The 24,031-nt window shown below is 50.4% G+C and carries 22 protein-coding genes; 9 read left to right on the top strand and 13 right to left on the bottom strand.

The genetic code is table 11. The features are described 5' to 3' along the window. Positions 1–40: 40 nt before the first annotated feature. Positions 41–1,855 carry an aspartate kinase gene (locus tag PN498_RS12570; RefSeq protein ID WP_272063148.1) on the bottom strand — a complete coding sequence of 605 codons (1,815 nt, stop codon included), beginning with the start codon at positions 1,853–1,855 and terminating at the stop codon, positions 41–43. A 945-nt stretch (positions 1,856–2,800) separates the two neighbouring features. On the opposite strand from PN498_RS12570, the gene PN498_RS12565 reads away from it, so the two are divergent. Next, complete coding sequence (locus PN498_RS12565; RefSeq protein ID WP_272063147.1) at positions 2,801–3,394, top strand: helix-turn-helix transcriptional regulator; 594 nt, start codon at positions 2,801–2,803, stop codon at positions 3,392–3,394. 234 nt (positions 3,395–3,628) lie between these two features. On the opposite strand, the gene PN498_RS12560 is transcribed toward PN498_RS12565, so the two are convergent. Next, complete coding sequence (locus PN498_RS12560; protein WP_272063146.1) at positions 3,629–4,222, bottom strand: GIY-YIG nuclease family protein; 594 nt, start codon at positions 4,220–4,222, stop codon at positions 3,629–3,631. Positions 4,223–4,588: 366 nt separating this feature from the next. On the opposite strand from PN498_RS12560, the gene PN498_RS12555 reads away from it, so the two are divergent. From PN498_RS12555 to PN498_RS12540, 4 genes are all read left to right on the top strand, one after another. After that, on the top strand, positions 4,589–5,353 hold the full coding sequence (locus PN498_RS12555; RefSeq protein ID WP_272063145.1) for a tetratricopeptide repeat protein: 765 nt from the start codon (positions 4,589–4,591) through the stop codon (positions 5,351–5,353). Positions 5,354–5,359: 6 nt separating this feature from the next. Further along, positions 5,360–6,604 (top strand): urease accessory protein UreH domain-containing protein, encoded by a 1,245-nt coding sequence (locus PN498_RS12550; RefSeq protein ID WP_272063144.1) that lies wholly within the window; start codon positions 5,360–5,362, stop codon positions 6,602–6,604. A gap of 231 nt (positions 6,605–6,835) precedes the next feature. Beyond that, positions 6,836–7,555, top strand: coding sequence for a hypothetical protein (locus PN498_RS12545; protein WP_272063143.1), 720 nt, complete (start codon positions 6,836–6,838; stop codon positions 7,553–7,555). Positions 7,556–7,557: 2 nt separating this feature from the next. Beyond that, positions 7,558–8,103: an alpha/beta hydrolase gene (locus PN498_RS12540; protein ID WP_272063250.1), complete on the top strand. Its 546-nt coding sequence runs from the start codon at positions 7,558–7,560 to the stop codon at positions 8,101–8,103. Positions 8,104–8,181: 78 nt separating this feature from the next. Here PN498_RS12540 and PN498_RS12535 read toward each other — a convergent pair whose 3' ends face one another. Both PN498_RS12535 and PN498_RS12530 read right to left on the bottom strand, forming a co-directional pair. Continuing rightward, complete coding sequence (locus PN498_RS12535) at positions 8,182–8,607, bottom strand: hypothetical protein (protein ID WP_272063142.1); 426 nt, start codon at positions 8,605–8,607, stop codon at positions 8,182–8,184. A gap of 53 nt (positions 8,608–8,660) precedes the next feature. Beyond that, positions 8,661–10,136, bottom strand: a complete 1,476-nt coding sequence (locus PN498_RS12530) for a site-2 protease family protein (RefSeq protein WP_272063141.1) — start codon at positions 10,134–10,136, stop codon at positions 8,661–8,663. A 243-nt stretch (positions 10,137–10,379) separates the two neighbouring features. Between PN498_RS12530 and PN498_RS12525 the strand changes: the two genes are divergently transcribed. After that, positions 10,380–11,057: an MBL fold metallo-hydrolase gene (locus PN498_RS12525; protein WP_272063140.1), complete on the top strand. Its 678-nt coding sequence runs from the start codon at positions 10,380–10,382 to the stop codon at positions 11,055–11,057. 88 nt (positions 11,058–11,145) lie between these two features. Here the strand turns inward: PN498_RS12525 and PN498_RS12520 are convergent, their stop codons facing one another. Then, complete coding sequence (locus PN498_RS12520) at positions 11,146–12,459, bottom strand: ATP-dependent DNA helicase (protein WP_272063139.1); 1,314 nt, start codon at positions 12,457–12,459, stop codon at positions 11,146–11,148. Positions 12,460–12,888: 429 nt separating this feature from the next. Between PN498_RS12520 and PN498_RS12515 the strand changes: the two genes are divergently transcribed. Continuing rightward, entirely contained in the window at positions 12,889–13,314 is a 426-nt protein-coding gene (locus PN498_RS12515) for a GNAT family N-acetyltransferase (protein WP_272063138.1), read from the top strand. A gap of 46 nt (positions 13,315–13,360) precedes the next feature. Here the strand turns inward: PN498_RS12515 and PN498_RS12510 are convergent, their stop codons facing one another. Beyond that, positions 13,361–15,526, bottom strand: a complete 2,166-nt coding sequence (locus tag PN498_RS12510; protein ID WP_272063137.1) for a pentapeptide repeat-containing protein — start codon at positions 15,524–15,526, stop codon at positions 13,361–13,363. A gap of 1,082 nt (positions 15,527–16,608) precedes the next feature. Between PN498_RS12510 and PN498_RS12505 the strand changes: the two genes are divergently transcribed. After that, on the top strand, positions 16,609–16,845 hold the full coding sequence (locus PN498_RS12505; protein ID WP_272063136.1) for a hypothetical protein: 237 nt from the start codon (positions 16,609–16,611) through the stop codon (positions 16,843–16,845). A gap of 47 nt (positions 16,846–16,892) precedes the next feature. Here PN498_RS12505 and PN498_RS12500 read toward each other — a convergent pair whose 3' ends face one another. The 4 genes from PN498_RS12500 to remA all read right to left on the bottom strand — a co-directional run bounded on the left by PN498_RS12500 (position 16,893) and on the right by remA (position 19,282). Next, the gene (locus PN498_RS12500; protein WP_272063135.1) at positions 16,893–17,471 is read right to left on the bottom strand and encodes a Uma2 family endonuclease; all 579 of its coding nucleotides are present in this window, start codon (positions 17,469–17,471) and stop codon (positions 16,893–16,895) included. A gap of 25 nt (positions 17,472–17,496) precedes the next feature. Further along, complete coding sequence (locus PN498_RS12495; protein ID WP_272063134.1) at positions 17,497–17,931, bottom strand: SufE family protein; 435 nt, start codon at positions 17,929–17,931, stop codon at positions 17,497–17,499. 70 nt (positions 17,932–18,001) lie between these two features. Then, positions 18,002–18,913, bottom strand: a complete 912-nt coding sequence (locus PN498_RS12490) for an oxygenase MpaB family protein (RefSeq protein WP_272063133.1) — start codon at positions 18,911–18,913, stop codon at positions 18,002–18,004. Between the two features lie 108 nt (positions 18,914–19,021). Continuing rightward, positions 19,022–19,282, bottom strand: coding sequence for an extracellular matrix/biofilm regulator RemA (gene remA, locus PN498_RS12485; RefSeq protein WP_272063132.1), 261 nt, complete (start codon positions 19,280–19,282; stop codon positions 19,022–19,024). A gap of 473 nt (positions 19,283–19,755) precedes the next feature. Here remA and PN498_RS12480 point away from each other — a divergent pair, with 473 nt between their 5' ends. Further along, on the top strand, positions 19,756–21,519 hold the full coding sequence (locus tag PN498_RS12480) for an Rqc2 family fibronectin-binding protein (protein WP_272063131.1): 1,764 nt from the start codon (positions 19,756–19,758) through the stop codon (positions 21,517–21,519). 449 nt (positions 21,520–21,968) lie between these two features. On the opposite strand, the gene PN498_RS12475 is transcribed toward PN498_RS12480, so the two are convergent. The 3 genes from PN498_RS12475 to PN498_RS12465 form a co-directional block, all read right to left on the bottom strand. After that, the gene (locus PN498_RS12475; protein WP_272063130.1) at positions 21,969–22,580 is read right to left on the bottom strand and encodes a cation transporter; all 612 of its coding nucleotides are present in this window, start codon (positions 22,578–22,580) and stop codon (positions 21,969–21,971) included. Between the two features lie 306 nt (positions 22,581–22,886). Beyond that, positions 22,887–23,267, bottom strand: coding sequence for an ArsR/SmtB family transcription factor (locus PN498_RS12470; RefSeq protein WP_272063129.1), 381 nt, complete (start codon positions 23,265–23,267; stop codon positions 22,887–22,889). Between the two features lie 234 nt (positions 23,268–23,501). Then, positions 23,502–23,915, bottom strand: coding sequence for a hypothetical protein (locus PN498_RS12465; RefSeq protein WP_272063128.1), 414 nt, complete (start codon positions 23,913–23,915; stop codon positions 23,502–23,504). Positions 23,916–24,031 lie beyond the last annotated feature (116 nt).

The raw sequence follows: 24,031 nt of genomic DNA, 5'->3' as shown, positions 1-24,031 counted from the left end.
TTGTGAGCAGTGCGATCGCCCCTACGCGCAACACATCCGCTTAAGCCGGTACGACCACCTTCTCAGTGCCATACAGCTTGAATGCATCATGAACCGCTTTGAGAGCGCGAACGCCATCATCTTCAGCCACCAAGCAACTGATCTTGATTTCCGAGGTGGCAATCATCTGAATGTTGATCCGCTGCTGTGCTAAGGCTTCAAACATACGGGCAGCTACCCCTGGAGTGTTGATCATGCCAATCCCGACGACGCTGACCTTGGCGATCGCATCATTCACCACAATGTCACCGCATCCCATTTCATCCGCAATTCCGGCAACGGTTGCTTTTGCCTGAGCCGCCTCCGCTTGAGCCACAGTAAAGGCAATATCCCGGGTTGCCACAGTCCCAATCATGCGACAGCGCTGCGATTGGATAATCATGTCAACGCTGATGCCTGCTTTTGCTAATAAAGCAAAAATACGAGCAGCCATACCGGGTCTATCAGGAACATGCCGAATAGCGATTTGAGCCTGCTTCTGATCCAAAGCTGCCCCACGAACTTCTGGAACAGGACTTAGAGACTTTTGGCTGGCATCTCGCAAGGGAGAGCAAGTTACTTGAAAAGCATTACAGAGCGCACTGATGGCGCGATCGCAATCGCTACTATCGATGGTGCAGCTCACCTTCACTTCAGATGTGGAAATCATCTGAATATTGACAGCGGCCTCTGCCAAGGTTGAGAACATCTGGGCTGCTACGCCTGGACGTCCAATCATGCCGGCCCCGGCGATACTAATTTTGGCGACCTGCCTATCGACAAAAACCTCTGCTTGAGACGAGTCAGCTGTGTCGCCTCTGAGGACAGGAGCGATCGCAGCGGCAACCGCTTCGGCTTTGGCAAAGTTCGCTTCCAGGACTGTGAAAGCAATGTCATTCGTGTTGCCCTCATGGATAGACTGAATAACCAGGTCTACATTCAAATCCTGGTCAGCAAGTTCTCCAAACAAACGAGCGGCAATGCCGGGGCGATCGGGAATCCGCAAGAGTGCGACCTTGGCCTGGTCCAGATCAAATTCAATCGCATCGACCGGATGGACCAGTTCCAAGCCCTCTAACGATTTCGGCTGACGAGACGGTGCTACTACATGGGTTCCCGGATCTGCCACCCAGCTAGAGCGAACGACCAAGGGAATGCCGTAATTGCGGGCAATTTCTACGGCACGGGGATGCAGAACCTTAGCCCCCAAACTAGCCAGTTCCAACATCTCATCACAAGTAATGGCCTTAATCAGGTGCGCCTCCGGAACTAAGCGCGGATCCGTGGTCAGAATGCCGGGGACATCCGTGTAAATTTCACATTTGTCAGCTCCCAGAGCCGCTGCCAAGGCCACAGCTGAGGTATCTGATCCACCTCGTCCCAACGTTGTGATTTCAAAATCAATATCGATCCGCTGGCTAATGCCCTGAAAACCTGCAACCACTACCACCTTGCCATCGTTTAGATGACGTTGAATGCGCTCAGTACGAATATTGAGGATACGAGCGCGGGTATGGTCCGCCTCAGTCACAATTCCTACCTGGGCACCGGTCAGAGAAAGGGCGTCTTGTCCTGCAGCCTGAAGCGCCATGCTTAGCAGCGCAATGGAGACCTGTTCCCCAGTGGATAGCAGCATATCCATTTCGCGCCGACTAGGCGTTTCCGAAATTTGATTGGCCAGCTTAACTAAGCCATCGGTGGTTTTACCCATCGCTGAAACGACGACAGCGACTTGATTACCAGCCGCAACGGTCTGCATAACTCGTTGGGCGACAGCTTGAATTCGCTCTACAGACCCAACGGATGTGCCCCCAAACTTTTGAACAACGAGCGCCATAGGTGTAGCTAATTTAGTTGATTGTGATTTAACGGATGCCTTGGATACTAAACATATCAGCAGATATCCTAGTACTCTTAAGCATCGATTAGTCAATTAATGCTTCCCAAGATTACCGCATGTTGCTGGGAATCAAAATGCTTTGTTACTGACTTGCTAGTACACTACGGCAGAATTAGGCTTACCATTCAAAACCCTGGGAAAGCTTATCTGTCTTGGTTAAGTGGTGCATTACGCTGCGCTAATGACACCTTAACTAGCAGTAAATTCTTTCCTAGAGTCCTGGTCTGTAGACCCAGATTATTTAGATCTTGCAGTTGAATTTGCGCTAACTGCTTTGGCCCCCCTGACCCTTCAAACTTTGGGGGCTGAGGTCGAAGTTCCTCAAAGTTGGGGGTTTAGGGGGCGAATGCAAGGAACAATGCTTTAGTCCAAAATCTGGAAATTAGGGAAATGATCTTACACCCTTAAAGCCGATCATCCCAAAAATCGTACTGCGTAAAAGACGGCTTCTATCTCTGTACATTTACTTTTGTATAACGGCAAGTAATTGGCTTATCAAATATTTTGAATATTTGTAGGCAGAAAAGTGCAAATCGGCTTGCAGTTTTCAGTAAAGTTATTTTCAACTCTATTTGTTCAAGTCATCTAATACCTGAACTTCATCTCTTTAGGATCTAATTTTTTCTTTTTTCTTCCAACACAGGCGTTCTGGTATGCAGAATTCTTCCAAGCCACGGGAGATTTATATGAAGAAGAACTGGTAATTTTCTGGAATCAAACCTGATTTTTTGAAGTTTCAGATGGAGACTTCAAAATCATTTTCTTGAAGATTTTTCTCTGCCTAGCCTCAATCGCACAGGCTGAAGCTGCTGCGATTGAACGTTATTTTTTAAGTGAATCATGATGAGCACACTATCTCTTTGCCAGGGAGCCATGTCCCCCGTGAGTTCAAAATCTCTGTTGACCTCACCCGTTCAATCCAGATCGTTAACTCAATCTCAAATTTTGCAGATGGAAGGCTTATCTCTTGAAAATCATATTGGTAGCGTCCTCATTATCACAGAAGAGGGCGACGTCATTTATGCGACTGAAAGTCTGAGAGATCAGCTTGAGAAGCTGGCAGAAGATACTGTTGACTCATCCTCTATGCCGCAGGAAATCTCGCTGATATTTCAGGTTTTGCAGCAGTGCCGCAATCAGTTTCCCAATCAGAACTGGGCAATTGAGTTTGACATTTTCACAAAAGGGGCGATCGCCCTCCGCATCCGTAGCCGCTGGCTCAAGTTGGAAGGCTTCGACAAGCCCTGCCTCTCGATAGTCCTGGAAGACCGCCAGCACATGGTGCAAGACATCATCCTCGACGAAGTTCAGGATTGGGGACTAACGCCGCGAGAGCGAGAAGTCTGGTTGCTCTATCAAGACGGCTGTACCTACAGTCAAATTGCCAAGAAGCTCTACATCACAATCAACACCGTCAAGAAACACATGCGGAGTGTTCATGCCAAACGACGGACCCAGTCTAACGATTTCGGATAAAGGACACAGTCCCATTTGAATTTTGAATAAGGTTTTCCAAGGAAAACCTTATTCAAAAAAGTTTCTCATCCCCAGAAATTATCTGGGATGGTTCTGTACCGAAAGCAGCCTGTCTTTAACTAATGACGCGCCCTAAGGAACGGGAACTTATTTAAGTATCAACTTTGAGCTTTGGATTTGCCGATGACTCAATCATTCAAAACTCAAAACTGAGAACTTAAAATTCATTCATTCCTAAGAGCCGCATTCGCCGACAAAGGGGGTAGCCCACCTGCGCCAATTTTCTTTATTGAAGGGCGATCGCCATTGACGAATCAACTCAGATTCTAATGCCTGTCGCGATTTGCGGGCTTCAGGCGCATAGGGCCAAAAGCCAATATTGACCTGAACGGGTAACTCGTGGGTGCGGTGGGCCGAGACGTAGTTCAGAATGTAGCGCTTGCAATCATGAGTCCCTTTCCATCGCTGGTTGGCTTTGACCGTTTCACCCACGTAGAGCAGGATGCTGGCTTCGTGATCGACGACAAAGTAGAGAGCAGCATTGCCAGTATCCTCGAACCGATCGCGCCAAAATTCAGCATTGCGCTGGGGCAGCGAGAAGGGATCAATGTGTTCAACTGGAGACGCCTGATCAGCTATAAACAGGCTCCCCTGAGCGGCAGCAGGAGTTTGACAAATGGTTTGCTGGAAGTGAAAGATCGTGCGTTTCCAAGTCGTCAGTTCGCTGGCGGTCAGCCCAGGGTGTTCATCGGGACGGTTATAGGCCCAGGAAACCTCGGCAGCTTTCAGGTCTTGGTTCGACAAGAGAGACGGCTGATAGTCTGACATGCAATGATCTACATCTAGCGCTTTTGCCACTCGATGATACTGCGCTAACGCTAATAGGAGTTGCGCAACTTGAGATCAATTTACAGGGTTGCAGTGAGGCAATGGATGGTAAAGGAAAGATTTATAGCTGTGCAGCTTGGTCAAGTCCATCTCAGTGTCTTAAGGGAGCAGGGAATAAGGTGTGCTTGATGTAAGTGCATGCCGCTATAGTTCCTATCAATCGACATTTTTGGGGTGTTGCTATGAATCTTGACAGCCAAATCGGTAGGCTGTAGAAGACCGCTAAAGTTTGCGGATGTCCTACTGAATCCCCCGAAGATAGTTATGAGATTGCTGTGGAGTATCTGCTTGTGTTTGTGCCTGGTCATGGGATGGATAGGGCCTGGGATCGCCGCTGAGCCTGTCCCCTACACCCAATCCGAGATTCAGACTATCGCGACGCTGCGGGAGAAGGCTTTTATCGCTAGTCAATCCGGCGATTATGAGGAGGCTGAGCGCTTTTGGACTCAGCTTTTGGAGTATCTGCCCAATGAAGCTGCGATCTGGAGCAATCGAGGGCTAGTGAGAGTGAGTCAATACCATCTGGATGACGCTATCTCTGATTACACTCAGGCGATCGCCCTAGCGCCCGAGGAAGTGGATCCCTACCTCAATCGTGGTGCTGCCTATGAGGTCAAAGGGGACTGGGATGCCGCGATCGCAGACTACAACCGAGTTTTGGCATTAGACCCTGATGAAGCAGGAGCCTTGAATAATCGAGGTAATGCCGAAGCTGGCTTAGGCGATTGGGAGGCCGCGATCGCCGATTATCAGAAAGCAGCGGATGTAGACCCTAACTTTGCCCTGGCTCGGGTCAACTACGGCCTCGCACTGTATGAAGTCGGAGACAGCTCAAAAGCGATTCAGGTCTTACGGTCTGTGGTTCGCAAGTATCCTAACTTTGCCGATGCCCGAGCAGCGCTGACAGCTGGGCTTTGGGCTACGGAAAAACGAGGTGAAGCCGAGAGTCAATGGGTTGCAGTTTCAGGTTTAGATAAGCGCTATCAGGATATGGACTGGGTCCGCACCATTCGACGTTGGCCGCCCAGCCTTGCCGATGATCTAGAACAGTTTCTCACCTTGGGAGGGTAGGCGATCGTGCTGGAACTGGGACTTATCGCCGCACTCGGCTTCTTGGGAAGCTTTGGTCACTGTGTCGGGATGTGTGGCCCCATTACAGTGGCTTTTTCGCTGGCCTCTCGTTCAGAATCTCAAGGACAAGACAGCCAACCCTCTCGAATGCAGCAGTTCGCTTTCCATCTGGTTCTCAATCTGGGTCGTTTGACTAGCTATGTGCTGGTTGGAGCCGCGATCGGAGGGTTAGGTTCAGTGCTGGTCGCCGGGGGACAAGTGGCTGGAGTGGGTAGCGTCTTCAGACGCGGTATTGCTCTCTTGACGGGAGGTCTCCTCATTCTTTTGGGCTTGCGACAAGTTGCCCCTCATTTGCTGCCCAAATTGCCCTTGCTGCATCCCCTCCAAGGTGCGCTCCACAACCGCTTGCAGCAGGCGATGAGTCAAACCTCACAGTCTCAGAAGTGGTGGACTCCACTCTTCTTAGGCCTGGCCTGGGGCTTAATCCCCTGCGGATTCCTGTACACGGCACAAATTAAAGCCGCAGCCACTAGTACGCCCCTGGCGGGAGCTGTAACTCTGTTCGCTTTTGGTTTAGGCACTCTGCCCACCATGATTGGGTTGGGAACCTATAGCGCTTGGCTAAGCCGCGATCGCACCAGTCAGCTGTTTCAAATGGGTGGCTGGATCACGCTTCTCATCGGTCTATTGACGCTGATGAGAACAGGCGACCTGATGGTGGACTATGCCGGTCATTTCTCCATCTTGTTCCTAGGACTGGCTCTCATCGCTCGTCCTTTAAGCAAGCTGTGGGCTTATCCGCTCAAATGCCGTCGCTTGTTGGGCGTCGGCGCATTTGTCCTAGCGACGGCCCATATGCTGCACATGCTGGAGCACAGCTGGAATTGGAATTTGGCGGCGGCTCGTTTCATGCTGCCGCAGCACCAGTGGGGCATCGTAGCGGGGGTTATTGGACTGGCGCTGATGTTGCCCTTGACTCTTACCAGCACTGATCTGGCTCAACGACAACTGGGCAAAAGTTGGCGATCGCTTCATCTGCTCAGCGTTCCAGCTCTGTTGTTCGGTGGCATTCACTGCATACTAGCTGGCTCGACCTACTTGGGCAGCCTGCAATGGAGCGGACGCCCGTTGATTTACACGATGCTGTTGACCGGCTTCATGGGGCTAGTTCTGGCCGTGCGATCGCCCTATGTCTGGAAACTTCTGAGACTTGAGCGATTCTATACTCCGGCAAAACCAAAGCAATCTTGATCGCCTCAGCTTTTGAAGCAATAACGCTAAGCTTTTACTATGCACTGTCATCATCTGCACTGTCATGGCAGAGCAATGACGGGTTTGCCCTTAGATCAGTGATGTGGCGGGTGATTGTCGCTTTAGTCATTCAGGCCTATGCACCTAGATGCTTTGGGGTAAGAGCTGAATCCTATGGAACTGGCGACGGCGATATGAACGCCCTCAAAGCGTTCTGAGCCGATCCAAAGAATGTCCCAAACCGGAATGAATCCTCTAATGAGTTATCGCACTCTATTGACGGCTGGAATTTTGGCAGGAGTTACCACAGTGACGACTCCACTGCTGGCTCATGAAGTGCAAATTCAGGACGATGTGGGTGCGACTTTGCACATTGAGCCAAACGATATCCCTCTGGCAGGTACCCCAACGGATGTCTGGTTTGCGCTTACCAAAGCAGGAGGAACCCTAATTCCTTTGGCGGATTGCGAGTGCCGTCTCACTCTTTATGATTCTGATCAGACTGTGGTTGAATCCCCTGACCTGACGCCAGTATCAGCGGAGGGGTTGACCAATATTCCTGGTGCTAAGGTCACCTTTCCTGATGTGGGTGCGTATGAGTTGGTGCTGTCAGGAGCACCTCAGGGGACAACAGAGTTTAGTCCTTTCGAGCTTCGCTATGAGGTTACTGTAGCCGGGAGAGCGAACGCGACAGCGACAGCAGAGGCTGACGCACCCGCGATCGCAGAGTCTGACGAGTCATCCGCTCCCGTTGGGGAGGGCGCTGAAACGGTGCCACCTGAGGCTGAGCAGTCTGAATCGGTCGAGATTGCAGAATCAACGGAAACACCTAGCACTGCTGTATCGTCTACTGTTTGGAGACGCTGGTTGTTTCGAGGCGGCGCACTACTGGTTTTTGGAATCGTTGTTGGCATTATCAGCAACTTAATCTTGTCAGGAGAAAAGTCGTGAAAATGGGTCTTAAAGGATGCTTGTCCGTTGTTGGATGTTTGGCCGTTGGTTGGTTAGCAAACACGGGTAACGCGATCGCGGCTGAAACCGTCGTTCTTACCTATGGGTTTTTGTCGATGGATGTCCCCGTTGCTGATCTGGAGCAGCTGGTGGAAACAGGTGAAACCTCTGATGATTTAGGGGACCTACTGACGATGGCTGGGCAAGAGCCGGACGTTCTGCGGTCTACCTTGCAGCAACCGATTCCATTGAGCCCCATTGCATTGGACTACGCGCTGAATTCTCCTCCCGGCGAGTGGATGCTGGACCAGGTTAGTGAAACCATTCATCCAGCTTCTGGAGAAGCGGGAAAGCTGGCTTTGCGTTCTGCACTCATTGGCGCTTCCAGCGACGATCGCGAATTTACGCTGCTAGAGGTGATGCAGGTTTACCCCAGCCCTGAAATTGTGGTAAGGGGCGATCGCTTAGTCGAAACCTACAATCGTATTCACGACGTGCTGGAACCCCTGGAAGATCTTGCCGATATCTTAGGCTCCCTTGAGTTTTAGGCGGTTAGGTTTAGGAGACTTGAGTTGGGAATTCAGGCGGTAGACCCCAGAGTGATCTGCCGCCTGAATGCTTCCTCGTCACTGGGGATTGTAGGCGTCGATGGTTTCGCCCAGGGCTGAGGTTAGTATCTTACGAGTTTCGGCATGATCAGCTTTCTCGCTGTCCAGAGCCTTTTGTAGGCGATCGCAGGTTTGCAGGGCCTTGATCAATTCAGCTCTGAGTCCTTCAACGGTCTGAATGTCTGTAACGTCGCTCTGTTCTTTGAATATCGCTGGGACAGCCTCTTTGTAACCTGCCTTGAGCGCAGACAACTCAGTCTTTAAGGTCGAAATATTGTCCTGTGAGATTTTTGCCTCTTCGCGCCGTTGCTTAGCCTCAGCATCATAGAGCTGACGCCAATTAGCCGCACTTTGATAAGCCTGATCCCGTTCTTGTCGGGTGTCTGCAAGTTGTTGCTGTAATGTGCGAATTTCGGTTAGCCAGCGCGTAATCTCTTGAGTCATAACACCACAACTGGGAACACAAACCTACAAAAAACGCCTGATAAGGATCCATCCTAGAACAAAAGCGCCTTTAGCGGTCCAGGGGTGGGCAACACAATTAGGACAAGAATCGTTAGTGCAACGAGTCCCCAAAGATCCCGTTTATCGTCCAATTCACTCACGTCGTTGAGAGCAGGTTCGTCAATGGCGGGAATAAAGAACAGCAGAATCGCCCAAATCAGCAATTCTCCGTGGACAAACGTAAGTCCTAAAACTAGAAAGCGACAGACTTGGCCGATAATCGCGCCGTTGCGCTGACCATACATCGCATGAACGATGTGACCCCCGTCTAGCTGACCCACAGGCATCAAGTTCAAAGCCGTGACCACCAGTCCTAAGCAGCCTGACACCGCCACCGGATGGAGATGAATAGCGCTGTCTATAGTCAGCTGACTCCCTAGAGCTAACTTGCTCAAAAGGGCAAGGGCAATCGAGGCTCCTGGGTCGAGAGCTTCAAAATTCAAAAGACTGGCATTTTCAGGCATGGTGACAACGTCAGAATTTGCCAGTCCCCAAATCAACAGTGGCAAAGCAACGACTAAACCCGACATCGGTCCGGCAATGCCGATATCAAACAGAGCACGACGATTGGGGACGGGCGATCGCAACTGAATGAATGCGCCAAAGGTACCCAGAAAGAAAGGAATAGGGATGAAATAGGGCAGCGTAGCCTTCATCTTGTAGCGCCGTGCCGTCAAATAATGTCCCAGCTCGTGAATACCCAAGATGATCAGCAGCGAAATCGCATAGGGCAAGCCCCTAAAAAACAGATTCGGATCGCCCTGAAGGGCTTCTTCAGTAACGCCGTTGATGAACGCGCCTACGGCAGTTGTGGTGAAGAGTGTGGCAACGAAAAGTCCGATCGCTAAACCAGGGCGAGTCAGTTTGTCAGGACGGGGTGGTTTGTCAGCCTTCTTGCGCTCAGGGTTGGGCACTAACGCGAAGAAGGGTTTGCCATTCAGCCCTTCCTGGAAGATCACTAGAAACCGCTTGCCAAAGTTGGCCTCTATGTTCTCTCGTACCGTCTCATACGCAACGGTTGGAGAGGCCCGGAGCTGCCCCTTACAGATCAGAGCTTGAGGGCGATATTCGATATTTTGGAGATAGTAAACGGACCAGGGAAAGCAATGCTGGATAGTCGCTTCCTCTTCTTTATCAATGGGTGGGATCGCAGCTTTTTCAGCCGCCGCTTTCAACACTTCAGCCGCCGCTGATTTGCGAGTCGAGTCTTGGCCGTTTGCCTTTTGGGGAATGCGGCCCCACTGAATCAGCATCCAATACAGCACGGGACAGAGAATGAATAGCCCCAACAGGATGCCGATCGGAAACGGTTCGTCGGCGCGATCGCTAGCACTCCAAAAGGCCAGCACAAAAGCTGGGATCATCATCACCAGCCACAGCAGCCAAGTTGGCGTGCGAGTAATCCCCGCCACGCTGCGCTTAACGACGTAATACGTGAAGATACTGAGCAGAAGCAATAAAAAAAGCATGACAACCTACGTTCCTGCTCGTCTAACAATGGGCAAGCTTGCGTCTGACAAACAATCCATCAAAGCTTTCGGATATGACTTAGTCAATAGTGCGTCCCCTTCCTATATTGTGCCAAGGAGTTGTCAGTCCATCCAGCAGGGCTGGAATAGCATGTTAGGCTAAATGACTATTCAAGAGAATACGTCCTCAGAGAAGTCAATCTCTGTTAGCCCTATTCTTATTACTGAGTCAGACAGCCTGCCGTGTCTTTCAAGCAACCTCGTTCCATCTTAGAAGGTATATACTCGTTTTCCCCCAATCGGGCAACGCTAGGTGGAACGTCCTATCTCATTGTAAAGAAGGATCAGACGGGTAATCCAGCCAATCTTTTGATTGATGCGCCTGCCAATACTCCAGAAGTTTTGCAATTTATTGCGGAGCACGGTGGAGTGCGCCAGTGGGTCATTACGCATCGCGATGCTAGCGGCGAGGCCAAATCTCTGCAAGCGGCTCTCCAGTGCGATGTGGTTATCCAAGAGCAAGAAGCCTATCTTGTTCCAGAAGTCGCCAACGTTATCGCGTATCGAGATAGCTATTCGCTGGGTTCAGACTGCGAGGTCTTTTGGACCTCCGGCTATTCGCCGGGTTCCGCCTGCGTCTATTGGGCCCAGCAGGGTGGGGTGTTGTTTACAGGACGTCACCTATTGCCTGATCGCGATGGTCAACTCCAGCCCCTGCGGTTCGCCAAAACGTTTCACTGGCCCCGTCAACTTCGCAACGTCGAAAAGCTACAGGCTCGGTTTTCCCAAAAAACTCTGGCTTACGGTTGTCCTGCTGCAAATACAGGCTTCCTACGGGGTCAGTCCATTGCTAAAGATGCCTACGCGCAGCTAGCCGCCATTGATGTTGAGGCCATAAAAGGCGCGATCGCCCTACTGTAGGTTCTCTCTACAATGAATCAACCTGATTCAAATTGCGGGGCTATGGTGGGCGCTGTTCCATAAAGCACCTGCATCAGGGCCAGCTCACCTACTGATATAGAAAGACGCGCTGAGCGGCACGAGTGAGCGCCACATAGCAAAGCTGGTTGCGCTCAATCACATTCTGATTCACGCGCATCGAAGGAATATCAACAAAAACATCTTGAAAAGTTGATCCCTGGCTTTTATGAATCGTCAGGCTGTAGGCGTAATCGACATCGTGAAACAGCTGCTTAAAATCCCAAAACTCCATCCACCGCCTTTCACGGGCCAGCTGGTCGAGCTTGAGCTTCATCTCACTTTCGCCCGACTCGTGCAGCACTCGCAGGGTTCTAAATTCCGCTTCCTCTGTTTTGACCTGCAAAATCCACAGAGGCCATTCGCCCTCTCGCCCGCGCCGGGCCTCTAGCACCTCGCATTCAGCGGAGGTGGGTAAGATAACGTTCTCCTCGTCCAGGCATGTGTTGACGGCAATCAACCGCTCCCCCGGAACAAACCGTAGCGCCGTAGCGCCATAAATGGCACGACGAATTTTTTGGTTGAGCTGAGCGACGCGACGATTCGTGTAGGCCAGTGCTCGCACCTGGTCGGGATTCATCTGATAGGCATCACTGGTAAACGCCTTCAGCAGCAACCGCTCCCAAGCCTGGCGCGGCAACACAAAGCAGCCTTCGGTCCGATCGCGATTCGCATCGGTTTGAAAATGCGGCAGGTGATCGCGCTCCAAATTTCGCCGGATGTCTTCAGCGATCACCCCAATCGCGCCGCCGTAACGCACGACCTCGGTGAGTTCTGACTTTTGCAGCACTTCGCGAAAGCAGGCCGACTCCGATTCATTGACAGGGGGGAGCTGCGCCGGATCTCCGACAAACAGGATCTGCGTGCTGCGGTACAGATTAGAAACGGCGCTCACCAGCAATCGCCATAGCTCCTCGTTGACCATCGAGCACTCATCAACAATCACCAGACGATAGCGATCAATTTGGCTGGCCTGTTTGCGATCAGGTTGAAAGACTTGGTTCCCGCTGTCTTCATCCACCACCGGGCGCAACCCCAGCAGTTTGCAACAGGTCATGGCGTCAATCTCCAACTGCCAACGAGCCGCCATCGCCGCCAACACTTTGGTCGCTTTATTGCTAAAGGCGCTGAGCACAATGGCGCGATCGTCCCCCTGATCTCGTAGCCCATCAATAAAAATTTGCAGCAGCGTTGTCTTTCCGGTCCCGGCATAACCCGTCAGCAGGTACAGCTTTTCCTGGCTCTGCACAAAATCATTCAGTGCATCCAACGCCGCAATCTGCTCCGCCGTGAGTGTCAACGTCTCAGGGGCGATCGCGGTTGATTGGGGTTGAAGCTGAGGCATCAATCAGCCCTGAAGGGTCTATAGGTTAGGGTAGCCCAGCCAAAAGTAGGGTGAGCACTTGCCTACCGAAACATCCAAGCACGGCTTTTAAAATAGCGCCAAAATCATCGGCAGACGTAGGGTGGGCATTGCCCACGTCCTTACTAAATGCGGGCTCGAAGCTCAGGCGATTGTTGGAGTTACTAGGATTGTACAGGTGTGGCGACCCAAGCTTTTTCCTGGTTTCATCAACCAAGGGGGAGACAGTCTGCCACACCTTCAGCAATACAAGGGGGGAAGACCTCCGTAAATAATGCGATCGACCTAAGAATTTTGAGTTGGCCGTTGCCTAACACTACATTGGTACGGGCGGATACAGAGGTTATCGGTTAGAGGGCAGGGTTATCTGCCGCTGCACAACTGCACTGTTAGCGATTAAAAAGTATTGACATGAACGTCAGGTATACAACTTCAATAGAAACTATAAACTGGAAGGAAGTGTCCGATATATTCAAAGCTGTCGGATGGGGAGAAAGGCTTTCGGAACAAGTTAAACTTTCATTCGAAAGAAGCTCCTTTAAACGCTTTGCTTATATCAGTGATGAATTGGTTGGTGTCGGTAGAACAGTTGACGACGGCTATTACTATGGCTGGATAGTGGATTTAGCTGTGCTGCCCAAATATCAAAGGAATGGGATTGGCTCTCAAATTCTTGGTGAACTTGAAAACGACCTCAAGCCTTTTCTCACTACGATGTTGACAGCCGCACCCGGGAAAAGCAGCTTTTACGAAAAACTAGGTTGGCATAAACAGCGCTCAGCCTATATATGGCCTCGCTCAGAAGAACAAATACGCTCGTTCTCCGAACATGGCTAACAGGAGGCGTAGGACTGGCAGTGCCCACTAAAACATCAGGCACGGCTTAAAACAGCGTCAAAATGATTGGCAGCAGCGTCTTACAGGTCGTCGCCAACTTCGACGCCTCCGTCAGCGGCTCGGTGATGGACTTCAACGTAACGGTCGCTCGCTTTGCCATCCGCTGCATGGCGTTTTCCTGCGGATTGGTGCCCGCCTTTGCCAGTTTCGCCACTTCGCCCAGCGCCTCAGCCTTTTCGTCATCGCTGAGTTCAGTGTCAGCTTCAGCGGCGGCTTGGAGCTGGGTCAGCAGCTCTCTGAGGTCGGGCTGCTCGGAGTTGGGCGCACTTTCAGGAATCTGACTGATCTGATTACTGACCTGACCGCTGATCTTGCCCAAATTGACCGTGCTGCTAGTAATGTTCGCGTCGCGTCCGGCATAGAAACTGCCGTCACCCGTAGAGATGCTGGGATTGTTGCTATTCGTCATGGCGTTTGTATGGATAGTGAGATTTGGAGCCGACTGTTCTGAGGGTTTAAGCGATCGAATGATGGACATGAGGTCTTGGTTATGGCGCTGCTCAGATGCCAACAGAGCTTGAGCAGTCGAGGCTGGCAGCGCTTTCTCGTAAGCGGTGTCAAACGTGCGGGCAATTTCAGGCTTGGGCTGATCGGGGGGCGCGGCAACGCTGACCAGCACATCAGCTCTCTTGCGCTGAATGCCTCGAACGGATTCCGGAGTAATTTGGTGCTGCTGCATCAATTCTCGAAATGCCGCTCTAAACGCTTGAGGATCAACACCTCCTTTAATCAAAAGTTTGACCTCATCAATCACCTCACGGAAGTACTTTTCAAAATCACCCGGTTCAAAGCACTTATCTGGGTTGTGAGGTAAACGTTCACGCACCCCCAACGTATTCTCTTTCTCTTTCAGAAACACGTACTGGCAGTCGATATCTTTGAGGATGGTGGTGTCATCGATGTTCCAAGCTTCGAGGCAGGCTCCGGTGAGCTGAGCGGCGGTGAGGTCGGTGCCGACACATTGGGCTTCAGTGAGATTAGCGCTATGAAATTCTGCATTCTTTAAGATCGAATTGCTTAAAGAAGCTCCTTTCAAAACAGCCTTGTGGAATTTTGCTCCAGCAATATTGAGATTTTCTAAATCGAAAAATGAGAAATCTTGCTCTGTACCGTCCAATTCAGTAATAAGCCTAAAAAATCTAGGATGTCTCACTTGTAAGTAATTTGAGAATGCTGATAGATGTAAACCTTTTGCTTTATGCCAACGGACATGAGTTAAATTTGCCCTTTCGGATTTTCGAGAACCAGCGAAATCAGCTCCTGAAAGCCTTGCTTCTACAAATTTTGCTCTAGAAAGATTTGCTTGCCTGAAAGATGTTCCACCGAGAATGGATTTAATGGCAATCGCTAGCGGCAAATTAAAACCTAAAGGTGCACTAATAAATGTATAAATATTTTGAGAACGCCACCCAATAGCAATAGTTGAGAGCAAGTAAAGGATAGAAAATATCACTGTGATTATTCCTATCCCAGCTGTTGAAAATACCATTGTTGGTGTGATCGCAAGCGGTAGCAAAGCAAGACTTCTATTTGTCAAAAATAATGCAGTAAATGGGACGGCAGCTACATATAGAAAAGAGACAGTAATAGTACCAATACCCGTAAAAGCTGATAGGGCTGAAATTGTATAGCTTGAACTAATTTGCTCGTTCAGCATGTTTAAATATACTATTGATACAGCAACTGTGGCCGTGTACGAAATCAAAATAATCCCAGCCGTATGCATCGTGGCACCTTTAATTACAAGATGCATACATATCAGCAAGTTGAAAAATAAAAGAGTTACTACAGGAATAATATTAGACCAAGAATTTATCTTTGTGTAATTCAAGAATTCTGTAAGTAAGAAAGTTGATGCAACTATAGACACATACGAAATTATTATCGATCCAGCTAATAGTAGAAATGCCTGTAGAAAGAACCATTTTGTTTCGATACCTGCATGAACTTTTGAGAAGTTAGTTTCAATTAGATTTGCTTTAGTAAAAAGGGTGCCACGAATGTCTGCACCGCTGAAATTAGCCCCAGACAGGTCTTCACCCCGAAAATTGCAGCCCCGTAGGATAGCACCGCTAAAGTCGCGCTCTCCGGCTGCGTAGAGGCGCAGAACATCTTTGGTGCTGAGACGCTGATGGGCGTACTTGGACGGCATTGGGATTCTGAATTTTGAATTCTGAGTTTTGAATTCTAGACAATGATGTTAGGCGTGGGTGGTGCCCACCCGACATCTACGGATCATGGCTCAACAAATTTCTTCTATTTAAGCTCACCTTTGCGGGTGAGGCTACCTAGAGGAGCATTGGGATGTTGGAGTGCGAATTTTGAAGGGTAGTGTTGGGCGTGGGCAGTGCCCACCCTATATAGCTTTAGTCATCTAGCTCCGTAGGGTGGGCATTGCCCACCAAAATAAGCGTTAAAAACGTAACCAGATTGCTATTAAAGGTGGTGTCGGGCGTGGGCAGCCCCGTAGGGTGGGCATTGCCCACCAAAACCTAGAGTGCAGGCTACGCCACAAAGCGAGACAAAAGCTTATAGCCCCGTAGGGTGGGCATTGCCCACCAAAACCAGCGTTAAAAACGTAACCAGATTGCTATCAAAGGTGGTGTCGGGCGTGGGCAGTGCCCACCCTACAGGTTTATGCTGCTACACAGCCCAACCCCTTATATCAAGGTTTTCTCTTGAATACGGTTAAACTCTGACCCGGCATCCTATACCGATTTTTGCGGGAGTCATCTAGCCCCGTAGGGTGGGCATTGCCCACCAAAATCCAGCGTTAAAAACGTAACCAGATTGCTATTAAAGGTGGTGTCGGGCGTGGGCAGTGCCCACCCTACGGGTTTTATGGCGCTGCTACACAGCCTAACCCCTTACATCAAGGTTTTCTCTTGAATACGGTTGAACTCTGACCCGGCATCCTATACCGTATTTTTGCGGGAGACAATTCTAGGCGGGGAAAAGAGAAGCTGCAACTTCTCAAATCCCCTAATCATCCCGAAACTTAGCTCAGGTAAGTCGAGATGACTGGGATTATCGTACCCAACTATCTTGCCCTTCAAACTAGGGACTGTCATCATTCAGATCTGCAATGCTTCAGTGATGAGGGTTTCAGCCCCTAGTTTATGCATCTGAGGCGGGCGCGTTCATGCTTTTCCCCAAGGTCTCTGGCAGGGGTTGATGACGCGCCCTAGGGAGCTGGATAGTTTCCCGTTTTCCTTACCGAAAACGGAGAAGTTGATGTTTCAATCTACTGACGGAGAGACCACCTCGGTCTCAACTGCATTTAACCTGCCGTCCTTTAATCAGGAGACCGTGCGTCACATTCTGCTAGGTGACTATGCGGCGCTGATTGAGGTGATGAAGCGCTTGGCTGCCTTGGGCTATTGCGATCGCACCGCCTGGAGCGATCCGTTGCCCACCGGTCGCAGCGGCGAATACATCAGCGTCATGACCCGCAGGCGCAGAGCGGGTTGACGGCAATAGAGACGCGATTTTTGTGTAGGGACGTGATCTACACGTCCCTACCGAGCCGAGTCGAAGAGCTGCCGGACGGTCAAATTTAGGTTTGGGACGATCGCGGATGGAATGCGATCGCTGTCTTTAAAGACCCTATCTTCGTATTGTCCCTCAAGCCATTGGCATACTGTGACTTGACCAACCTCTGGATCAACAATCCAGTACTCCGCGATCGCCCGAGCGGCATATTCAGTATGCTTGTAGCGATAATCGCGTTTGCGATTGTCTTCCCCTGGACTCACAACCTCAATCACCAGTGCAGGTGGAGGCATATCACGGGTGAGAGTAGACCGAACTGCCCCCCTCAGAGCAGCCAAAGACTCTTCAGAGTGAACCAGCAAATCAGGAATTCGATACCGGGCTAGGCGACCCGTTACCTCAACCTCAGTATTGTAAACGACCTGCTGTAGCGGAAAATGCTGTAAAAGTTGAATCAACAGAAAACGGGCTAAAGTCTGATTTTCAGGAGAGTCTGGCGGCATTTCTAAAAGCTCGCCATCCACCAACTCATACCGAGTATCCATCCCATCATCCCGATTGAGATAGTCATCAGCGGTCAGTAAGGTACGAGGTGAGGCGGTCATTGCGTTGGCAGGGTGTAGGGATGAATTATTCTGTGCCTGCTAGCTCTGAGGCTTTCTGCTGCATCATTTTGAAAATGTTGTAGAACCCGTTGGCTCGCGAGGGGGTCAGGCTCACGTCTAGCTGCGTTTCCTTGATGAAATCGGGAGACAGATTGGTGATTTCCTGCGGCGTGAGACCGTTCAGCCCGCGAATGAGAAAGGCCACCAGGCCCTTAGTAATCTGAGCATCCGAGTCGCCAAGATATTTCACGGCGCCATCCTCCAGGTCTGCAATGATGTAGACCTGAGAGACGCAGCCTTTCACTTTGTTGTCGTCTTGTTTAGCCGCTTCTGGGAACGGATCTAGCTTTTTGGCGAGCCACAGCAGCTGTTCGTAGCGACGCTTGGGATCAGACACTTTTTGAAAGCGCTGCACCAGTTTGTCAATCGAGGCGGGACGAGCAGGAGAAGAGGCAGACATGACAGACGATCGCACCAAACGACAGAATCCACTCAAGAGTGTTTCCTACATTGTAAGGAGCGATCGCCCGTTAGGCATCGGCTTTTAGGAAAGCCCGCATTCGCATGAACGGACACTTCGAAGAAGACGTTGTTTGAACCGTAGGAGCATCCGGGCCGAGTTTTTCGAGCTGATAGCCATCGGGATAAGTCGTATTCGGGGTATCCACAATGAAGTTAGACTCTTCTCGTTCCGGCAATTGCTGAGTCAGCTTTTGTCTCAGCTTGAGCCCTTGGAAGATGGCTTGACTCACCAACGGCGACGGTTTGGACCACCCCATCGCCCGCCGCATCGAATCGCTAGCAACCGCCTTGACGACCACGGGCACCACCGGAGCCGCAGCTGAGGGCAGCCAACCTTTCATCAAAGCAACCACGGCCTCACCGATCGCAGCATTGTCCGCGTGATACTTAAAATGCTCAGCTTCGTAGCGCTGGTTGAACTGCTCATAGGCTGCGGACGTATCAGGAATGCCCTGAATATTCATCCGATGTCCGACCGCCCTCCAGAATTGAAAGAGAGCATTTTCTTCCTCTGGCGTAAAAGGACGCCAACCAAAAAGCTGATTCCACCGGATCGGCTCATAGATGAATGTAGAGAGAACATAGAGAAAGTCTTCATTGTCGATATCGAAGCGTTGATGAATACGATTCATCCGCGCGATCGCGGCTCGCCCCCGGGGACTGTCATATCCCCATTTCACAATGTTGCCTAGAATCAGGCTGGTATCGTCATATCGCTTTTGAGGACGTCGTTCAAATTCACCCGTTTGATGTAGCAAATGGGAAATGCGAGGCACGCAAAATGTCTTAAGAATGGCAATTTCAAGGGCGCGGTTCAGCTCCCAAGGGAAATCAAAGCCCGCCAGCCTACGGCAGATAGCAGCAGAGTCATCTGGGGCCTGCTGTAATCCTGCGGTTGGGGAAATATGAGGCGTGTTCATAAGGCAGCAACTGCGAAGAAGAACTCTGCTTCTTCTTCCGCCGACACGCTAGGAAGCTCCGGAGAGCTATGAAAGCTTCACTGAGTACTTACAGATACACGGCTAATATTAAGCGCTTTGAGGTTCCTTATGAGACACAAAACGATGGGCTACTGTCTCGGGCTGGATGGCTGACAGAATGATGTGTCCAGAGTCCATAATCATAACGGCGCGAGTCCGACGACCGTAGGTCGCATCGACTAATTCGCCGCGATCGCGAGCGTCAGAGATAATACGCTTGATAGGAGCCGATTCTGGACTAACGATGGCAATCACTCGATTCGCTGAGACAATATTGCCAAAACCAATGTTGAGCAGCTTTATATCCATGGCGACTCCTGTTGGACGACTGGGCAATCAGGCAGTAATCTCGTCAGTAACGGTTTGCCACAGGTAAGGGTCAGTGAAGCGACGGAGACAAAGCAATCCTCAGTGGGCTGACTGCAGAATCACGGACTGAATAAATGCTAAGGAGAGAAAGCCTTAGAGTTCGAAAGAGTTCGAAAGTTGATCACATGTTAGCCATAAAAAAACTGAGCAACAAGGCAAAAAAATGTCGAAAACCTAGGATTGCGCCCGAAACAGCGGGAGCTGGGTGGAACTTGTAACATATCTAAAGAGTCAAGGCACACTTCCATAAGATGCCAATTGGACTTACCCCTATCCCCTGCATCCCCCCATTTTAGGAGACATTAAATTCGGCTTTCCCCAATGTGGGATTGAAAGGGCTAAGCCGGATTCAACTGCGTAAGTTTTGCCGAGTTTTGATAGCGTCGAGTTTCAGCAGGAAAGGAAAACCAGTCATGCAACCCGTGGATTTTACAACTTTGATGGCAGTATGTGCCGAGCTTCGGTCTGACTGGCTTCCAGCTCGTTGTGAGCAGGTTGTGCAGCGCGATCGCACGACGATTTGTATCGCCCTCCGCACCATTCAACAGCGAGGTTGGCTCACCATTTCTTGGCATCCCCAAGCCGCTCGCCTTCACATGGACAACCCACCTCCCCGCGTTCCTGATACCTTCACCTTCAGTCAGCAACTCAAGCACCAGCTCAACGGCTTCGCCCTAACGGAAATCAAACCCGTCGCCCCGTGGGAACGAGCGCTAGATTTAGGCTTTGCCCGTCGTCCCGGAGATCCCATTCAGTGGCACCTATATGTCGAGGTGATGGGCAAATATAGCAATGTGGTTCTAGTCAATGCCCACAACCAGATTGTTACTGCGGCTCATCAGGTCTCTGAATCGCAATCTAGCGTTCGTCCCATTTCGACCGGCTCAACCTACGTTCTGCCGCCCGCCATTGTCGGTTCCTTTCCCAATCTAGAGGAATCTCAACAGCGCTGGCAGGAGCGGATATTGCTTATTCCCACCACCCTCAAGCAGGCCTTTTTCAAAGCCTACAGCGGTCTCAGTTCCGCTTTAGTGAGAGACCTGGTTTATCAAGCTGGGCTGGATTTGGGTCAGCCTGTCGATTCTCTAACAGCCGCCGATTGGGAGCGGCTGTTTGCTCAGTGGCAGTCTTGGCTATGGTGTCTCAAATCTGAGACGTTCCAGTCTAGCTTTTTCGACAGGGGCTACTCGGTCTTGGTCCAGACGGAATCAGGAACCGAGACCGTGCAGGCTTTGCTGCGTGAGTACTACACCAATCAATTGAATCAGCAGGCGTTTGATCGACTCAACAATCAGCTAACCCAACGACTGAAAACCCTTCTAAAGAAACTCAGGCAGAAAGAAAATACGTTTCTTGCTCGTTTAGAACAAGCGGTTCAGGCAGACGACTATCGGCAGCAGGCAGACCTGCTGATGGCCTATAGCTATCAGTGGCAACCTGGAATGGACTCAATCCGCCTAGAGGATTTTGAAACAGGCGCAGAGGTCACAATTCCCCTCAGCCCTGAAAAAAATGCCATTCAAAATGCCCAGGCCCTTTATAAGCGACATCAAAAGCTGAAGCGATCGCGCCAAGCCATCACGCCGCTTCTCGAAGCCGTTCAGTCAGAAGTCGCCTATCTGGAGCAAGTGGATGCTGCCGTTAAGCAGACGGTGCAGTATGAGTCGGAAGCCGATTTGGTTGCGCTGCAAGAGATCCGCGATGAGCTGATTCAACAGGGCTATCTTGAAGACCCCACCTATCGCCCAGGCCAAGGCCGCTCTGATGATAGCCTCAACGTTCGCAAGTTCCTGACACCGAGTGGTTTTGACGTGTGGGTCGGTCGGAACAATCGCCAGAATGATCTGCTGACTTTTCAAGCTGCCACCGATTATGATCTGTGGTTCCATACCCAAGAAATTCCCGGCAGTCACGTCTTGCTGAGACTCGACGCAGGTCAGGTGCCCACGGATGAAGACTTGCAGTTCACTGCTGATGTTGCAGCCTATTTCAGCCGCGCCCGACAAGCTGACCAAGTGCCCGTGGTCTATACGCAGCCGCGATACCTCTTTAAACCGAAGGGGGCGCTTCCTGGCATGGTGACCTATACTCACGAGACCGTCCTTTGGGGACAGCCCACCACCCTCCGCGACCAGTCTCACCCCAGTCCTCCCGCTCCTGTTTTAGTAAATACATAGCGTTTTCGCGGTCACCCATGTCACCGTTCCATAACGGCATATCAAGAAAATGAACCGAAGAAGCTTGTTTTCTAAAAAGTACTTATGGAACCTGTAGGAAAAACCTGAAGATTTATAACAAAAAATCTGTGTGGCTTGATACAATGCGACGTGGAGAGAGAAGAAACGGGAAATCCGCTTCATTGGTACCTCTTTGAGGATACCGTTTTCTCCAACTTGAGAGAGCAACAATTTTAATTAAGCCGACTTCTGCCGAGGTCGGCTTTTTATTATGAATTTGTTGGTCTCGTTTGGAATCTGTGGTGTGGCCGCATTGCTCCTAATGCCCGTTGATTGACAGCTTTAGCCCTCTAGGCTTGTGCACTCAACAGCATCCGGGTGTTTAGGAGAATTCTAAAAAAAGAAATGACCTGAGACAGCTAAGGCGTTAGGCTGCGGTAGTCGTGTGATTATGCGATCGCCCGCCAAGATTGCGACAAAACAGTTCCAGCAGAACGAGCAAAAACCACAGTGAGCAGCAGACCCACCAACAAATCGGGTAGGGGAGACTGAGTCAGCAAGACCAGCACCGCTGCGGCCAAGACGGATGTGTTGGCAACAATGTCATTGCGAGAGCAGAGCCAGACAGAAGACATGTTCAAATTGTCTTGGCGATGGCGAGTGAGCAACAACAGGCATATCAGGTTAGCCGTCAGCGCAAGCAAACCAATGGATCCCATGATTTCAGCCGTGGGTGCAGCCTCAGTCAGAAATTGGTAAAGGGCACGGGCGAAGACTGCGATCGCAAAGCCAAACATAATCACACCCTTCAGCAGGGCAGCCCCGGCCTGTGCTTTTGCACTGCGATGAATGACATAGAGGCTAGTGCCATAGACCAAGGCATCTCCCAGCATATCGAGAGAATCTCCCGTTAGCGAGAGAGAATCGGCTCGCAATCCCGCCCCAAACTCCACCACAAACATTGCCAGATTGATTGCTAAAACGATCCAGAGCACCCTAGCTTGCCGTTGTTTCAGCTTTACCAGAGCTGCTTCTTTATGTTGACAACAGTGATCGGCCATGACGTTCATCCAAACGCTCAAAAGAATGTTTGAATATAGCGTAAGTCATTATGACGTTCATTTGAGTGTTTAAATGAAAGAACGATGGGATTTGTCCCTGTGCAGCTTGATTAAGTACATCTCAGTGTCTTAGAGGAGCAGGGAATAGGGAACGAGGAATGGGGTGTGCTTGACTCAAATACATACCGCCAAAGGTATGGAGTGTGCAGAATATGGAGGATTTCCAGGAGTCCGGGGCATGAGGCATTGGGTGCAGGTCAAAGCCCAGACCTCTGAGTCTTCAGAACTCAAACTGAGATCTCAGACCTAAACCTGAATCTCCTCTCCTACCAATTGCCTCAAAGCATGATGAAGGATGTCAGCAACCCGCTGGTCACGCAATGAGTAGTAGGCGAGCTTGCCATCGTTGCGATACTTAAGAATTTTGAGATCACGCAGCTTACGGAGGTGATGGGAGGCTGTCGCCACTTTAACGGTTAGCAGGGTCGCAACATCGCAGACGCAAAGCTCCTGATCGTAGCTGAGAGCGTACAAGATTTTGAGCCGTGATTGGTCTGCCAAGGCTCCGAAGACGATTTGAGCCGTTTCAAGGATATCTTCACTGGGCAGAGTGTTTTGAACGTGAGCAACTAACTCGGTATTAAAACACCGAACTTGACATACATCTTTGGGTTTGGATTTGTTCACGAATAAACCAAGGAGGTCATGACTCAACTATGATGCATGACCAGTGCTTCTTCCAGCTTCTAGGGTACTAACGCTTCAGTAACTGACAGATAGATGTTGAACCTCTAGCATGACGGGAAAACTGCAACGATAATCATTCTCAAGATTATATCAAACACGTTTCATCGGACATGACTGTTTGTCCGTAGCCGTTTTGCATTGGCATAGAATAGTCATGTTGGGCCAGGAACAGAGTTACTTTCTGAGCCAGATAAGCAGCCCAAAAACGCCCAAAAGCAAGGCTTCTGTGATTAATAGACCATTCAATGTTTGAGCATCTTCAGGATTGAGGATGAAGTGCGATCGCAGCAGGGTATAGGGCAAAAACTGAAGGAGCGTCATGCCACCCAGTAGGGTCCACACCGACCACACCGTACCCCGCCATAACCCAATAGCCGTGAGCGCGTTGAACAGCAAAAGCACCACATCCATCGCTCGCCACAATAGGGGCGTCGATAACCACGGGTTTCCCGTTAGTCCAGCCATATTGCCAATATGAACCGTGGCTCCGTAGAACAGTACCAAAGCTAGCAGCTTCGCATAACGCGAGGTCCAGGGCTGCTGCAGAGCGGTTTCGATGCCATTGGTCAACGAATGATTTAAAGCCATAGCACAATGATTGCAATACTTTGATGGGTACGAGTCAGCCGTCAATCAGAATCAAAAGTGACTGCTGCCATTGAACGCTATTGGTTAGACCTCATATGCATTCTTTATTGATTCGT

This window comes from Oscillatoria sp. CS-180, assembly GCF_028330965.1.
Taxonomy (GTDB): Bacteria; Cyanobacteriota; Cyanobacteriia; order Phormidesmidales; family Phormidesmidaceae; genus Halomicronema.
Note: the sequence above shows the minus strand (reverse complement) of the source record. Positions and strands in the feature narration are given on the sequence as shown.